The organism is Streptomyces capparidis (genome assembly GCF_054782095.1).
Genome location: NZ_BAAGTD010000001.1, coordinates 361,935 through 377,084 on the forward strand (window position 1 = coordinate 361,935; position 15,150 = coordinate 377,084).

Consider the following 15,150-nt stretch of genomic DNA (forward strand, 5'->3'; position numbering starts at 1 on the left):
CTTTCGCGTTGCCGGAGGACCTCAGAACTCCACGGCGGCGTCGGGCAGGATCCGCCGGACGTGGTCGAGGTGATCGGCGGCGTCCGCCTCGGAGCCGTACAGGCGCACGGTGCGGACGGTGGGCAGCGGCTCCTCGGCGGTGCGCAGCGCCACCGGGTCGACCGACAGGGTGGTCAGTTTCGGCAGGTCGGTCAGCTCGGCCCAGTCGGCGGGGGTCGGCTCACCGGCCTCGGGCGCCACGGCGAGACATTCGAGCGTGGCCCAGTGGGTGATGCCGCGAAGACCGGTCCGCATGAGGGCGCCGTTGCCGAAGAGCAGCTCGCGCAGCGGGGCGTCCCGCGGCAGCGCGGCGAGCAGGTCGCCGCCCGGGAGCGGCTGCCCGATCCACAGCGTGGTGAGCGAGGTGAACGCGGGCAGCGCCGTCAGCACCCGCGGGTGGTTGTCGTGCAGGTGCAGCCGAGTGAGTCCCGTCGGGACCACGGGCGCCAGGCTCTCCGCCGCGGTGCACCGGATGAGGCCCAGTTCGCCGAGCCTCGTGGCGGCGCCCAGCCAGTCGAACGCGCGCAGGGCGCCGTTGTCGTACAGGTACAGCCCGGTGAGCTGCTCGACGTGCAGGTTCTCCCGCAGGACCTCGTCCGGGAACGAGCCGTGCACCCGCATCAGGGGGCGCGGGCCCAGGCCGTGCAGGACGCGCAGCTCCTCGGCGGACTTGGCCACGAAGTACAGGCCCTCGGGGTCGAGGCCCGCGATGACCTCCCGCCCGTACAGGCCGGTGTCGTAGCGGTGCCACGCCCAGGCGAGCTGGCTGCGCACCAGCAGCGCTGGGTGCGAGCGGAACCGGGCGAGCACGGGCACGGCGGCGTCCGAGCGGATCGTGGAGGCGGCGACCACGGTGGCCCACGCCTGCTCGTCGGACAGGCCGTCCGGGCCGGGCAGCAGCTCCAGGACGACGCTTCCCGCGGCGGCCAGCGCGCCCGCCTCCTCGGTGCTCCCCGGCGGGATCAGCGCCGCCGCCCGCTCCTCCACCGCCCGCCGCACCGCCGGGTCCAGCTCGGTGGCGTGCTCCAGGCAGGCCATGGCCAGCAGGTGCAGCCGGGTGCGGTGGGACTTCACCTTGTCCCCGCGGGTGACGATCTTCTTCAGCAGCCGGGCCCGCTCGTCCGGCCGCGCGTGCGCGACCGCCATGCGGATGACGTCCTCCCACTGGTCGTCGTGGGCGTTCCGCGCCATGAGGTCGAAGTCCCGCGCCTCCACGGCGGCCTTCCCGCCGAGGAAGTCCTGGAAGGTGCGGTGCACGAACACCACGGAGTCCGGGGTGGGCCGCAGCAACATGCCGCTGCGCACCAGCAGGTGCCGCAGGACCGCCGCCGCGTCCCCCTGCTCGGCGACGGCGGGCATCGACGGCAGCGCGTCCGCGATCAGCTCCACCGCCAGGTCGTGCTCCAGCTCCGCCTGGCCGTTGCGGATCAGCCAGTACGCCAGCCGCTGGAGCAACTGGACCTGCGCCTCCTCGGAGACCCAGATCCCGTCCGGGTTGCCGATGTCCCGCTCCACGTCCCGGCGGGCCAGCAGCATCGACAGGGCCGCGTCGTACAGCTCCTTGCGGCCCCGGGGGAGATGGGCGCGCCGCTCCCGGTGCAGGGCGCAGATCAGGCCGCACATCAGCGGGTTCGTCGCCAGCCGGGACAGGTCCTGCTTGCGGTGCAGGGTCTCCAGCAGCCGCCCCTGGAAGTCGTCGAGCCGCGCCCGCTCCTCCTCGTCCGCGGCCGTGGACCGGGCCGCGTTGTGCCAGCGCTCCACGAACGTGGTGACCTCCGCCCGGGTCATCGGGCTGAGGGTGAGCTCGGTGAAGTCCTCCCCGGCCAGCCAGCCGTCCCCGACCGCGGCGGGCCGGGAGGTGACCAGCCACAGGTTGTCCGGGTAGGCGATCAGCAGGTCCCGCAGCCAGGCCCGGGTGCGCTCCCGCTCCCGCTCGGGGATCTCGTCGATGCCGTCCACCAGCAGCAGCCCCCGCCCGGCCGCCAGCACCCGGTCCGCCCACCCCTCCGGCTGGGCCCCGTCCAGCGGGTTGCCGGTGGAGCGCAGGAACCCGGCGGGGTCCGGCAGCTCGCCCCGCCGCACCACCGTCCGCAGCGGCAGCACGAACGGCACCTTTCCCAGCAGGTGCGGCAGGCACGTCGTGACGTCCTGCCGCGCCGCCGACACCGCCAGCCACTGCACCAGCGTGGTCTTCCCCGACCCGGCGACCCCGCGCAGCAGCACCCGCCGCCGCCCGGCGAGCGCCCGGTCGGCCCGCTGCGGCCCGGGACCGGCCTGCGGCATGCCGGGCGGCTCCCGCCACTCCTCCGCGGGCGCGGCCTCCAGGCTCAGATACGCCGAGTCCAGCGGCCACTGCGCCTGGGACCGCAGGTCGAGGCCGAAGATCGTCAGTGTGCCGTGCTTCCGGGCGACGTACTGGTGGTAGCGGCGTTCGAACGCGGCGTCCTTGACGGAGGGGTGCGGCAGTCGCTCCAGCAGCAGGTCCAGCTTCTCCACCACGTCCCCGAGCTGCCTGCTCTGCTCCACCAGCGTCCGGGCGACGAACGTGGACCGCTGGGTGAAGAAGTGCAGGACGTGCAGGCAGCTCAGTTCGAGCAGCGCCACGTACCGGGCGCTGCCGTCGGCGCTCAGGTCCCGGTCGACGTCGGCCGGGACGTGCTGCCGCAGCAGCCGGGCGAACGCCCGGTGGCCCAGCCGCACGGCCTGCACATCGTCCATCTCGATCCGGCCGAGCGCCAGCAGCGTCGTGGTGAGGGCGTCGACCAGCGCCGTATCCTCGCCCGTGGGCACGTCCGCCGCCCGCCGCACCAGCTCCGCCACGAGCTTGCGGACGTCCTTCTCCGACAGGCTGCGGTGCTCCCCGCGCCACGCCACCAGGCCGGATATCCGCACCGGCCGGTCCACCAGGCCCGCCCCGCGGCCCGGCTGGGCGAACAGCTTCCGCACCAGCGGCGCCGCCACGGACGAGGCCAGCCGGACGGTGATGCCCAGAGCGCCAGGTTCCACGTTCCCCCCAGGTGAAGCTGATGGCCTGGCAGCAGGCTAGAGGAGGCTCCCCCGCCCCGGCGCCGGTCCCCGCCACCTGACCTCGCCGTCCTGGTGTTCGCCGGTGGGGGAGAGCCCGGCCGCCGCGGCGACCGCCGACGACGCGAGGTGGTCGGGGCGGATGTGCGCCACGACCGTGCGCACCCCCTGCGCGCCCAGCCACGCCACCAGCGCCCGCGCCGCCTCCTTGGCGATGCCGCGCCCCTGCCACGGGGCGCCGACCACCCAGGCGACCTCCGCCGCCTCCGGGGTGACGGTCGCCTGGACGGTGCCCGCGAGCCGGTCCTCCTCGCGCAGGTGGATCACCCAGTTCAGCCAGGCCGTGGCCGGGTCGCCGGAGCCCGCGTCCCAGCGCTCGTAGCGGGCGCGCAGGAAGTCCTCCGTGGGCGGGGCGCCGCCGGTGAAGACGTACAGGTCCGGGTCGGCCAGCACGGCCGTCATCTCCCGCGCGTGGCCGGGGCGCAGGGGAAGCAGGGTGAGACGGCCGGTGGGGATCGGGTGAGGGTGCGGGAGAGGGGGCATGGGCCCCATGGTGCCGGGGTAGGGCGCCCCGCGTCCCGGAGCGAGCCGATGAGGAGGACGCGGATGGCCGAGGAGTGGCGGTTGGGGCGGAGCTTCGCCAGCGCCTGCGGGCAGGTGCGGTGGGAGCGTCTGGGGGAGGCGGGGGAGCCCGTGGTGCTGCTGCACGGCACGCCGTTCTCCTCGTACGTGTGGCGGGGCGTGGCCCGGGCGCTGGCCCGGCGGTTCCGGGTGTTCGTGTGGGACATGCCGGGGTACGGCGCGTCGGAGAAGCGCACCGGGCAGGACGTGTCGCTGGCCGCGCAGGGCAGGGTGTTCGTGGAGCTGCTCGACCACTGGGGCCTGGAGGCGCCGTCCGTCGTGGCGCACGACTTCGGCGGGGCGGTGGCGCTGCGGGCGCGACTGCTGCACGGGGCGCGGTACGCGCGGCTGGCGCTGGTCGACCCGGTGGCGGTGGCGCCGTGGGGGTCGTCGTTCTTCCGGCTGGTCCAGGAGAGCGCCGAGGTCTTCGAGCGGTTGCCCGGCGCGCTGCACCGGGCGCTGGTGCGCGAGTACATCGGCTCGGCCAGCGCCGTCGGGCTGCGGGAGGAGGTGCTGGACCGGCTGGTGGAGCCGTGGCTCGGCGCGGAGGGCCAGCCCGCGTTCTACCGGCAGATCGCCCAGAACGACCAGCGGTACACCGACGACATCCAGGGCCGGTACGGCGACGTCGGGCTGCCGGTGACGGTGTGCTGGGGCGGCGCGGACTCCTGGATACCGGTGGAGCGCGGCGAGGAACTGGTGAAGCTGCTCCCGGACGCGCGACTGCGGGTGCTCGAGGGGGCGGGCCACCTGGTGCAGGAGGACGCGCCCGCCGAGCTGACCGCCGAGCTGCTCCGCTTCCTCGGCCGCCCCGCGGACTGAACCCCCCGTGGCCCGGCCGGTCAGGACGGCACCGGACGCAGATGCCCCGCGAACCACCCCTTGGCCAGCCTGGCGACGTGCTCCAGCGCGCCCGGCTCCTCGAACAGGTGCGAGGCGCCCGGGATGATCTCCAGGCGCTGCTCCCGGGCCGCCAGACGGCGCATCGCCCGGCGGTTGAGGTCGATCACGGTCTCGTCCCGCTCCCCGACGATCAGCAGGGTCGGGCAGTCCACCAGCGGCAGGAAGTCCCGGGCCAGGTCGGCGCGGCCGCCGCGGGAGACCACCGTGCGGACGGTGTCCGGTCGCTTGGCCGCCGCCACCAGGGCCGCCGCGGCCCCGGTGCTGGCGCCGAACAGGCCGAGCCCGCGGCGGGCGGACGGCTGGTGCTGCACCAGCCAGTCGGTCAGCGCCGCCACCCGCTGCGCCAGCAGGTTGATGTCGAAGCGCAGTTGCCCGGTGCGCCCGTCCACCTCCTCCTCCCCGCGGGTGAGCAGGTCGGCCAGGACGGTGGCGAGCCCGGCGGCGTTCAGCTCGGCGGCCACGTAGCGGTTGCGGGGGCTGTGGCGGCTGCTGCCGCTGCCGTGCGCGAACAGCACCGCGCCGGGCGCGCCGTCGGGCACGGTGACGTCGGCGTCGAGCACCGCGCCGGGCACGGGCACACGCAGGCTCTGCTGGAGGACGGGCATCGTCATCACCACCGGCGGTAGCGGGAGGGCGGACAGGGTCGGGGGCGGTCGTCAGACCGCGGACGGGTAGGTCTCCGGCAGCTCGCCGCGCTCCCAGCCCGCCGAGCGCTCCAGCGGCTGAAGCGCCCGGGTGTGGTCCACGTGCACCAGCGCGTCGAACTGGTCGGACACCCGGGCGTGGAAGTAGTGGCTCAGCCGCTCCGTGCGCGGCCGGTACACCACGCCGATCGCGCGCTCCAGGCGGGAGGGGCGCAGCGCGGCGGCGGAGCGCGGCGCGAACGGGAACGGCAGCCAGAAGTCGCCGCGGCCCACCTCGTGGAGCAGCTTCTCCACGCTGTCGTCCAGCGCGGGCCGCACCCGTTTGCGGTCCGCGGGGGCGTCCCAGTTGTCGGCCGCGGTCACGGTGCCGGAGTAGGTGGAGAAGCCGATCAGGCGGCAGTCGCCGCCGTGGCGCTCCCGCACGATCTGCCCCAGGTTCAGCTCGCCGCGGGCGGCGGGCTCGGTGGCGCGGGCGTCGCCGAGGTGCGAGTTGTGCGCCCACACCACGACCTTCGCCGACAGCTCGTCGCCGCGCAGCCGCCCCAGGTGGGTGCTCAGCGACAGCAGGGTGTCGGCCATGTGCCGGTCGCGCAGGTTCCAGGTGGACTCCTCCAGGCTGAACATCGCCCGGTAGTACTCGGCGGCGTCCTGGACGGTGCGCGCGTTCTGCTCCGCGTCGAACCGCTCGTCCTCGGCGAGCAGCCCGTCCCGCCGGGCGTGCGCGTGCGCGCCGCGGCGCAGCTCCACCAGTTGCTCGATCATCTCCCGCTCGCAGGCGTCGCCCGCCCCGAACGCGGCCGAGCGGCCGTAACCGTGCGGGTCCTCGTCGGCGCCGTAGTGGTCCAGGCAGGCGTAGCGGGCCCGCGCCCGGGCCGCGGCCCGCGGGTCCACCCGGTCCAGGTAGGCCACGACCTCGGCGACCGAGCGGTGCAGGCTGTACAGGTCGAGGCCGTAGAAGCCGGTCCGCTCCGCGGGCGCGGCGATCCGCTCGTTGTGCTCGCGCAGCCAGCGGACGAAGTCCAGCACCACCGTGTTGCGCCACATCCACGCCGGGAAGCGGGTGAAGCCGCGCAGCGCCTCCTCGGGGCCCGCGTCGCCGCCGCCGCCCCGCACATGGCGGTTGACCCGGTAGGCGTCCGGCCAGTCGCCTTCGACGGCCACGGCCGTGAAGCCCTTCTCCTCGATCAGCCGCCGGGTCATGTGCGCCCGGGCCGCGTAGAACTCCTCGGTGCCGTGGGACGCCTCCCCGATCAGCACGAACCTGGCGTCGCCGACCAGGGCGAACAGGGCCTCGTCGGACGGCACGCCGCCCCGCGCGGGCAGCGCCTCGGCGTGCACGACGGCCCGCGGGTCGGGGCCGGGGGCGCGGCCGGTGCGCCGCGGCGGGGCGGGCGCCGCGGCCGACGAGGGCGGGTCGGGGGCCGTGGGCACCGGGCGCGCCCGGGCCGCGGCCCGCAGCAGTTCGCGGACCTCCGCGTCGGTGGTCTGGGTAAAGTCCCAGTACGACCCGCCGACGGCGACGAAGGGCGACGGCGTCATCGCGCACACCACCTCGTCGGCCTGCCCCTCCAGGTCGTCCGCGGCCGACTCGGGGGCCGTCGGCACGGCGACGACGATCCGGGCCGGGCCGAGCCGCGCCAGCGCCTGCACCGCGGCGCGCATGCTGGCGCCCGTCGCCAGGCCGTCGTCCACCAGGAGCACGGTCCGGCCCTCGACGGCGGGCAGCGGGCGGCCCTCCCGGTAGACGTGCTCCCGGCGCAGCAGCTCGCGGCCCTCCTGCTCGGCCACCCGCTCCACGGTGCCGGGCGGGATCCCCAGCCCCTGGACGACGTCCTCGTTGAGCACCACCACCCCGCCGCTGGCCAGCGCCCCCATGGCCAGCTCCTCGTGGCGGGGGACGCCGAGCTTGCGGACGAGGAAGACGTCCAGCGGCGCGCCGAGGGCCGAGGCCACCTCGAACGCCACCGGCACCCCGCCCCGCGGCAGGCCGAGGACCAGCACGTCGGGCCGGCGGCGGTACCGGTCCAGGTGCCCGGCGAGCAGCCGGCCCGCCTCCCTCCGGTCACGGAACACTCGCTCTGCCATCAGCCCCTCCTCCGTCACGGAGGCGTACCCGAAGTCGCTGCTCCCAGAGTCCACCAACCTGGGACAAATCGCCAACGACGGGGAGGGGGCGGAGGCGCCGTGGGCGGGGTGTCGGGGGCGGGGGTGTCGGGGGGGGGAGGAGGGCGAGGCATCGGCGACCGGGGGCGTCGGTGGGGGAGGCGGGCGGGAACGTCGCCCGCCCTGTGGCGCCCAGACCCTCCCCGCGACGGCGGCCCAGAGCCGTGACGGCCCGGCTGCCCGGCACCCCACCACCCCGGTGTCCCGGGCCCGGCTGCCCGGCCGCCCGCCCACCGCGGCCTTCCGGCTCTCGCCGGAGCTGTTCCCCACCCGGCGGCCCACCGGCCGTCGGCCCCGCTCCCGCCCCCTCCGCGGTGAGCTGTGTCACGGGCGGGGGTGGGCCTACTACCAGGAATAGAAGCCCGCCTCGGGTCGAACGTTCGCGCGAAGGCCCGGAGGGTTCGCCGGGCCGGGCGGGTCGGTGGTTATTCCACTATCCGGCCTAGGAAATGCCCCTCTTGGCCGGGCCCGACCCGGCGGCTACAAAGGTTCAGGCGCTGCGGCTTGTACCGCGTTGCCCTGTTTCGTTCCGGCGTGTCCCACGCCATCCCCCAGTCGTTAAGGTGCTAACCCCCTATGCGCAAAACCCTCGAGACGGCCCGCGCCGCCCTGACCTCCCGTGCCCGCGTCCGACTCACCGCGGCGTCGGCGTGCGCGGCGGTCGGACTGGCGGTCGTACCCGTGGCGGCTGTCGCGTCGGTGGACCACAAGGAGCACACGGCCTCCGCCGAGCGGGCCCAGCACGAGCGGGCCGAGCAGCGCGAGGCCGCGCGGGCGGAGGCGGCCCGCAAGGCCGAGCAGGCCCGCGAGGCCGACGAGGCCCGCAAGGCCGCGCAGGCCGCGCAGGCCGCGCGCCGGGCCGAGGAGGCCAGGAAGGCGGAGGACGCCCGCAGGGCCGAGGAGGCCAGGAAGGCCGAGGACGCGAAGAAGGCCGCGGCGGCCAAGGCGGCCGTGAAGAAGCGGGCCGTGACGCAGGCCGTCTCCCGCTCCCGCCCCGCCCAGGTCTCCTCCAGCGGCTGGACCCGCCCCGTCAACGGCTACAGCCTCAGCGCGGGCTACGCGCAGTCCGGCGCCCGCTGGTCCGCGAAGCACTCCGGGCAGGACTTCGCCGTGCCCACCGGCACCCCGGTGCGCGCCGTGCACGCCGGCGTGGTGGTGACGGCCGGCTGGGGCGGCGCCTACGGCAACAACATCGTCGTCCGGCACGCCAACGGCCTGTACAGCCAGTACGCGCACCTGTCCCGGATCGCCGTCGCCCCCGGCCAGCACGTGGGCGTGAACCAGGAGATGGGCCGCTCCGGCAACACCGGCAACTCCACCGGGCCGCACCTGCACTTCGAGATCCGCACCACCGCGTCCTACGGCTCGGCCGTCGAGCCGCTGTCGTTCCTGCGCCGCCACGGCGTCGGGGTCTGACCCTCCCGCCCGTCGCCCCGCCCATCGCCCACCGGCCTCCGCCGCGCCGCCTCCCGGCGCGGCGGAGGCTCGTGCGTGCCGGGCAGCCGCACCACCGCCACCGCGCCGCCGTCCTCGGCGTTGCGCAGGGTGAGCCCGGCGCCGAGCACCCGGGCCTGCCCCAGCGCGATCGTCAGCCCGAGCCCGTGCCCGCCGCCGCGGTGGTCGCCGGTCCCGGTGCGGAACCGGCTCGGCCCCTCGGCCAGCAGCGGCCCGGGGAACCCGGGCCCGTGGTCGCGCACCCGCAGCACCGGGCCCCGCACGGTCACCTCCACCGGCGGGCGGCCGTGGCGCAGCGCGTTGGCCAGCAGGTTGCCCAGGATCCGCTCCAGGCGCCGCGGGTCGGTCCACACCCTGGCCTCCTCCGCCACCAGGACCCCGGCCTGCGGGTGGGCCCGCGCCACCGCGCCGCGGACGAACGCCCCCAGCGGCACCTGCTGGAGCTCGGCCCGCTCGGCCGCCCCGTCGGGCCGCGCCACCTCGAGCACGTCCTCCACGAGCGCGCGCAGCACCCGCGCCCGGTCGCGCACCAGCTCGGTGGGGCGTCCCGGCGGCAGCAGCTCGGCGGCGGTGACCAGGCCGGTGACGGGGGTGCGCAGCTCGTGCGCGATGTCGGCGGTGACCCGCCGCTCGGCCGCGAGGCGCTCCTGGAGCGCGTCGGCGAGCGCATCCACGGCGTGCGCCAGCTCACCGGTCTCGTCGCGGGCGCCCCGCCCGATCGCGTCCCGCACCCGCACCCGGGTGTCCCCGCGGGCCAGCTCCCGGGCGGCGGCGGCCGCCTTGCGCGGCCGCCGGGACAGGTACCAGCCGATGAGGACGCCCAGCGCGGTGCCGCCGGCCACGACCGCCGCCGACCCGGCGCACAGCGCGCGGTCAAGTCGCCGCAGCGCCCGGTCCCGGCCGTCGGACCCGCCGCGCAGCGACAGCACCCCGCCGTCCACGGCCGCCGCCGCCCACACCCGCGCGGACCGCCCGCCGCGCCGCTCCACATAGGTGGCCCGGTCGCCGCGGGCCACCGCCCGGCGCAGCGGCGCGGGCAGCGCCGGGTCGTCGAGCCGGGCGCCGAGGGCGGGCCGCCCGCCGTCGGCGTAGGCGCGCACGGCGACCTCGAGCCGTTCGGCCTGCGCGTCCCGGGAGCCCTCGAGCAGCGCGCCGCGGGCGGCGTCCCGCACCAGCAGGCCCAGGGAGAGCGCCACCAGCGCAGAGACCAGGGCGATGGCCGCGCTCAGCTTCCAGCGCAGCCCGGCGCGGCGGAGGGCCACCCGGTCAGACCTTCAGCTTGTAGCCGAAGCCGCGCACCGTCTCGATCCGGTCCTGGCCGATCTTGCCGCGCAGCCGCTGCACATGGACGTCCACCACGCGGGTGTCCCCGCCCCACCCGTAGTCCCACACCTTCTCCAGCAGGTGGTCGCGGCTGAGCACGCTGCCGGGGGCGGAGGCGAACTGGAGCAGCAGCCGCATCTCGGTGGGCGTGAGCGCCACGGGCGCGCCGTCGCGGCGCACCTCCATGCCGTCCGGGTCCACCTCCAGGTCCCCGAACCGCAGCGGCCCCGAGTCGGCGCCCGCGGCGTCCGCGGCGTGCCCGAAGCGGCGCAGCACCGCCCGGATGCGGGCGACGAGCACCGCGCCGTCGAACGGCTTGGTGACGTAGTCGTCGGCCCCGGCCTCGAGACCGAGCACGACGTCGATGGACTCGGCGCGGGCGGACAGCATGATCACGGGCACGGTGCTCTCGTCCCTGATCCGGCGGCACAGGCTCACCCCGTCGAGCCCGGGCACCATGACGTCGAGCAGCGCGATGTCGGGGTGGCCGCGCCGGAACGCCTCCAGTCCGGCGAGCCCGTCGGCGACCGCGGTGACGCGGAAGCCGTCGCGTTCCAGGGCGAGCTGGGTGGCCTCGCGGATGACGTCGTCGTCCTCGACGAAGAGCACGTGGGTCTCGGCCATGCTGGTGTTTCCGCCTCCCGTGGGTCCTTGCGTCCTCGCCCGCACCGGGCTGGGACGATCCTCTCGAACCGGGAGGGCCGCACGCCCGCGGGTCCCCGCCACCGGCCCGGGCGGGCGGCGCGGGGAGGGGTCGGGCCCGGTCAGGCCGCGCGCCGCGCCGTCACCGGGGCGCGGGAGGGACGGATGGGGCGCACGGCGGGCGCGGCGGCGCCACCACGCACCGGCGCACGTCCCGCGACCCGGGCGCCCGCGACCCGAGCCTGCGCCACGCGAGCCCCTGCCACCCGAGCCCCCGCCACCCGGACCGCCGCCACCCGGACCGCCGCCACCCGGCCCGGCGCCACCCGGCCCGGCGCGACCGCGGGCTGCTCCGCCGCCGGGCGGTCCAGCCGCTCCAGCTCGGCGCGCAGCCGCCCCAGCGCCCGGTGCAGGGTGCTCTTGACCGTGCCGGTGGATATGCCGAGCGCCGCGGCGGTCTCGGCGGTGCTCAGGCCCTCGTAGTAGCGCAGCACCACCACGCCGCGCTGCTGCCGGGTCAGCACCGCCAGGGCGCGCAGCATCAGCGCCCGGTCGGCGCGGTGGTCGGCGCCGTCGTCCATCGGCGTCTCGGGCAGCTCCTCGGTGGGGTACTCCTCCAGCCTGCGGGCCCGCCACCAACTGGTGCGCGTGTTCACCAGCACCCGGCGCACATAGGCGTCGGCGTGCCGCTTGTCGGCTATGCCCTCCCAGAAGGGGAACGTGCGGGCGAGCGCGGTCTGGAGCAGGTCCTGCGCGTCCGCGGAGTTGGCGGTGAGCCTGCGGGCGGTGCGCAGCAGGACCTCCTGCCGGGCCCGCACGTACTCCTCGAACCCGGGCGCGGTCGACGTCTCCCTGATGGCCGTGTCCATGGAACCTCCCCCTCCCGCGTGAGGCGGCCCCGGCGGGGCGCCTCGCGCAACGACTGGGGGAGACGCTACGGACCGGCTGTCCCCGGCCTGTCACTGGAAGCGCACGGCCCACCGTCGGTAAACGCACGGTTGTGTAACGGGGCTGTCCCGGTCCGGCTACCCAGCGTGGGCGGGCGGGCTCAGTCCCTGCCGGGCGCGCCCGGCAGCCGGTACACGCCCGGCGCGACCGGCTCCACCAGGCCGTCGGCGACCAGGCCGTCCAGGGCCCTGGCGCGCTGCACCGGGTCGTCCCACACCGCGTCCAGCGCCGCCTGGGAGACCTCGCCCTCGGTGTCCCGCAGCACCGCGAGGAGCCTGCCCCGCACCTGCCGGTCGGTGCCCGCGTAGGTCTGGCCGCGCCGCGGCGGTCCGTCGTGCGGGGGACGGCCGGCCAGGCGCCAGGCGCACCGGTCGGCTATCGGGCAGCGCCCGCACCCCGGCGTGCGCGCCGTGCACACCAGCGCGCCGAGCTCCATCACGGCGACGGCCCAGCGCGCCGCGACCTCGTCGGCCGCGGGCAGCAGCCCGCTCGCCAGACGGCGCTCGGCGGCCGTGGTGGCGTTCGGCGGGTACTGCACGCCGGTCACGGCGCGGGCCAGCACCCGGCGCACATTGGTGTCCAGCACCGCGTGCCGCTGCCGGAACGCGAACGAGGCCACGGCCGCCGCGGTGTACTCGCCGACGCCGGGCAGCGCCAGCAGCTCGGCGTGGTCGTCCGGCACCGTCCCGCCGTGCCGCTCGACCACCGCGGTCGCCGCGGCGTGCAGCCGCAGGGCACGCCGGGGGTAGCCGAGCCGGCCCCAGGCGCGGACGGCCTCGCCCGGTGGCTGGGCGGCCAGCGCGGCGGGCTCCGGCCAGCGCGCCAGCCACGCCTCCCAGACGGGCAGCACCCGGGCCACCGGGGTCTGCTGGAGCATGAACTCGCTGACCATCACCCCCCAGGGCGAGGCGTCGGGGCGGCGCCAGGGCAGGTCGCGGGCGTGCTCGTCGTACCACGCGAGGACCCGCTCGTGCAGGGCGGCGGTCTCGGGCGCGGTGGGGCGGGAGGGTGCGGCGGCAGCGGTCATGGCCCCACGATCCTGACACGGCCGCGGCCCCGGTCCGAAATCTGTGCTCTGGTACCACTTGCGAACTGATGATCAGTAAACACGCGCGGTTCGTCGGCGGGTGCTGCGCGGCAGCACCGTTGATCTCTCGTAGAGTTTGCGCGTGGACTCAATGCGCCACCCGGTCGGACCACTGCCCTCGTCTATCTACTGGCGCCGCAGGGCAGTTGTGCTCTGTCTGCTGCTGCTGGTCATTGCGTTGATCGCCTGGGCGGTCGTGTCCCTCAACTCGGGTGATTCGGGCAACAAGAAGGCCGGCGCCGGGGGATCCGACGGGCGAACGCCCGCGGAGTCCATCAACCCCACACCGGGGCCCACGGACTCCGGCGCCATAACCGAGCGGCCCGGCGGCCGTCCCAGCGACTCCGCCTCCCCCGGTGGCGGCGGGGCCGGCGACGGCGGCGGGACCGGCGGCTCGGGCGGCTCCTCGGACGGCGCCGGGGGTGACGACGGCGCCAACGGCGACGACGGCGCGGACGGCTCCGGCGGCGCCGGGACGGGCGGCGCGGGCAACCGGCAGGCCGCGGCCTCGCTGCCGGACTGCGCCGCGAACAACGTCGTCCTCGCCCTGCGCAGCGCCAAGAACACCTACGGCGCCACCGAGCGCCCGACGTTCGTGCTGACCCTCACCAACAACGGCTCCGCCGCCTGCAAGGCGGACCTGTCCGCGGTGTCGGCGGTGCTCACCGTCACCGACGGCGAGGACCGGCACGTGTGGGCGTCCGACGACTGCCCGTCCGGCCGCGCCTCCCACCTGGTGCGGGTCCCCGCGAAGGGCAAGGCGACCCGCGAGTACACCTGGGACCGCGAACGCAGCGCCCCGCAGTGCGCCACGGTCTCCGCCGCGGCGGTCGAGGACGGCCAGTACGTCGCCGAGGTCACCGTCCCCGGCCTGGGCAGCGTCCCGGCGTCGTTCGTCCTGCGGAGCTGAGCGGTCCCGCGGAGCCGAGCGCTCCCGCGGAACCGGGAAGCGGACACCGGGCCGGCCCCCTGCGGGAAGCAGGGGGCCGGCCCGGCCTCCTGAGGAACGGACCCGAGCCCCGACCCCCGCCCGGCCGGAGGCCGGGGTTCAGACGTAGCGCTCCAGGATGGACGACTCCGCCAGGCGCGACAGCCCCTCCCGCACTGAGCGTGCCCTGGCCTCGCCGACGCCCTCCACCGTCTGGAGGTCGTCCACGCTGGCGGCGAGCAGCTTCTGGAGGCCGCCGAAGTGCTCCACCAGACGCTCGATCACCACCGTGGGCAGCCGGGGCACCTTGGCCAGCAGCCGGTAGCCGCGCGGGCTGACCGCGGAGTCCAGCGCCTCGGGCGAGCCGGTGTAGCCGAGCGCCCGCGCCACCACCGGCAGCTCCAGCAGCTCGGACTGGGCCAGGCCGTCGAGGTCGGCCAGCACCTCCTGGACGCCCCGGCCGCGCTTGACGGACCGTTCGGGCACGTAGTCGCGGGCGACCAGCTCCCGCTCCGGCTCCACGCCCGCGATCAGCTCGTCCAACTGGAGGGAGAGCAGCCGCCCGTCCGTGCCGAGCTCGACGACGTACTCGGCGATCTCGGCGGCGATCCGGCGCACCATCTCCAGCCGCTGCGCGACCGCGGTGACGTCCCGCACGGTGACCAGGTCCTCGATCTCCAGCGCGGAGAGGGTGCCCGCCACCTCGTCCAGGCGCATCTTGTAGCGCTCCAGGGTGGCCAGCGCCTGGTTGGCGCGGGACAGGATCGCCGCGGAGTCCTCCAGCACCCGGCGCTGGGCGCCCACGTACAGGGCGATCAGCCGCATCGACTGGCTCACCGACACCACGGGCAGCCCGGTCTGGCGGCTGACCCGCTCCGCGGTGCGGTGGCGGGTGCCGGTCTCCCGGGTGGGGATGGTGTGGTCGGGCACGAGCTGCACCCCGGCCCGGACGATCTTGGTGATGTCCTTGTCGAGCACCACGGCGCCGTCCAGCTTGCACAGCTCGCGCAGCCGGGTCGCGGAGAACTCCACGTCCAGCACGAAGCCGCCGGAGCACAGCGACTCGACGGTCTTGTCGAAGCCGAGCACGATCAGGCCGCCGGTGTTGCCCCGCAGTACGCGCTCCAGCCCGTCGCGCAGCTCGGTGCCCGGGGCCACCGCGCTCAGCGAGGCGCGCACCAGGCTCTCAGCGCCGGGGCTCCGCTCGGCCCGGTCGTTGGCTGCCACTGCACTCCTCCGGTCGGTCGCACGTCGGGGTCCGCGGTGCCGCGGGGCGGCAACGCGACGAAGCCAGACAGCACCGTCCCACCGGACCAACGCTGTCCCGGCCGACGGGCCGCGGCCGGTCCGCCGGGTCCTCGCTGCCGGGCGGG

At 76.2% G+C, this 15,150-nt stretch carries 12 protein-coding genes; 3 read left to right on the forward strand and 9 right to left on the reverse strand.

What is annotated here, in order from left to right; genetic code table 11:
• Window positions 1-21 precede the first annotated feature (21 nt).
• The gene (locus tag ACYVO2_RS01670) at window positions 22-3,045 is read right to left on the reverse strand and encodes an NACHT domain-containing protein (protein ID WP_461005682.1); all 3,024 of its coding nucleotides are present in this window, start codon (window positions 3,043-3,045) and stop codon (window positions 22-24) included.
• 36 nt (window positions 3,046-3,081) lie between these two features.
• The gene (locus ACYVO2_RS01675) at window positions 3,082-3,606 is read right to left on the reverse strand and encodes a GNAT family N-acetyltransferase (RefSeq protein ID WP_461005683.1); all 525 of its coding nucleotides are present in this window, start codon (window positions 3,604-3,606) and stop codon (window positions 3,082-3,084) included.
• 63 nt (window positions 3,607-3,669) lie between these two features.
• Between ACYVO2_RS01675 and ACYVO2_RS01680 the strand changes: the two genes are divergently transcribed.
• Complete coding sequence (locus tag ACYVO2_RS01680; protein ID WP_461005684.1) at window positions 3,670-4,506, forward strand: alpha/beta fold hydrolase; 837 nt, start codon at window positions 3,670-3,672, stop codon at window positions 4,504-4,506.
• Between the two features lie 20 nt (window positions 4,507-4,526).
• Here ACYVO2_RS01680 and ACYVO2_RS01685 read toward each other — a convergent pair whose 3' ends face one another.
• Entirely contained in the window at window positions 4,527-5,192 is a 666-nt protein-coding gene (locus tag ACYVO2_RS01685; RefSeq protein ID WP_461005769.1) for a dienelactone hydrolase family protein, read from the reverse strand.
• 51 nt (window positions 5,193-5,243) lie between these two features.
• Complete coding sequence (locus tag ACYVO2_RS01690; protein ID WP_461005685.1) at window positions 5,244-7,316, reverse strand: erythromycin esterase family protein; 2,073 nt, start codon at window positions 7,314-7,316, stop codon at window positions 5,244-5,246.
• 654 nt (window positions 7,317-7,970) lie between these two features.
• Here ACYVO2_RS01690 and ACYVO2_RS01695 point away from each other — a divergent pair.
• Window positions 7,971-8,810 carry a M23 family metallopeptidase gene (locus ACYVO2_RS01695; RefSeq protein WP_461005686.1) on the forward strand — a complete coding sequence of 280 codons (840 nt, stop codon included), beginning with the start codon at window positions 7,971-7,973 and terminating at the stop codon, window positions 8,808-8,810.
• On the opposite strand, the gene ACYVO2_RS01700 is transcribed toward ACYVO2_RS01695, so the two are convergent.
• The 4 genes from ACYVO2_RS01700 to ACYVO2_RS01715 all read right to left on the reverse strand — a co-directional run bounded on the left by ACYVO2_RS01700 (window position 8,753) and on the right by ACYVO2_RS01715 (window position 12,789).
• Window positions 8,753-10,111: a sensor histidine kinase gene (locus ACYVO2_RS01700; RefSeq protein ID WP_461005687.1), complete on the reverse strand. Its 1,359-nt coding sequence runs from the start codon at window positions 10,109-10,111 to the stop codon at window positions 8,753-8,755. The genes ACYVO2_RS01695 and ACYVO2_RS01700 overlap by 58 nt on opposite strands.
• 4 nt (window positions 10,112-10,115) lie before the next feature.
• Window positions 10,116-10,796 carry a two-component system response regulator CseB gene (cseB, locus tag ACYVO2_RS01705; protein ID WP_461005688.1) on the reverse strand — a complete coding sequence of 227 codons (681 nt, stop codon included), beginning with the start codon at window positions 10,794-10,796 and terminating at the stop codon, window positions 10,116-10,118.
• A 140-nt stretch (window positions 10,797-10,936) separates the two neighbouring features.
• Window positions 10,937-11,683: a SigE family RNA polymerase sigma factor gene (locus tag ACYVO2_RS01710; protein ID WP_461005689.1), complete on the reverse strand. Its 747-nt coding sequence runs from the start codon at window positions 11,681-11,683 to the stop codon at window positions 10,937-10,939.
• 179 nt (window positions 11,684-11,862) lie between these two features.
• On the reverse strand, window positions 11,863-12,789 hold the full coding sequence (locus ACYVO2_RS01715) for an HhH-GPD family protein (RefSeq protein ID WP_461005690.1): 927 nt from the start codon (window positions 12,787-12,789) through the stop codon (window positions 11,863-11,865).
• A 151-nt stretch (window positions 12,790-12,940) separates the two neighbouring features.
• On the opposite strand from ACYVO2_RS01715, the gene ACYVO2_RS01720 reads away from it, so the two are divergent.
• Entirely contained in the window at window positions 12,941-13,759 is an 819-nt protein-coding gene (locus ACYVO2_RS01720) for a hypothetical protein (RefSeq protein WP_461005770.1), read from the forward strand.
• A 138-nt stretch (window positions 13,760-13,897) separates the two neighbouring features.
• On the opposite strand, the gene disA is transcribed toward ACYVO2_RS01720, so the two are convergent.
• Entirely contained in the window at window positions 13,898-15,004 is a 1,107-nt protein-coding gene (disA, locus tag ACYVO2_RS01725) for a DNA integrity scanning diadenylate cyclase DisA (protein WP_461005691.1), read from the reverse strand.
• Window positions 15,005-15,150 lie beyond the last annotated feature (146 nt).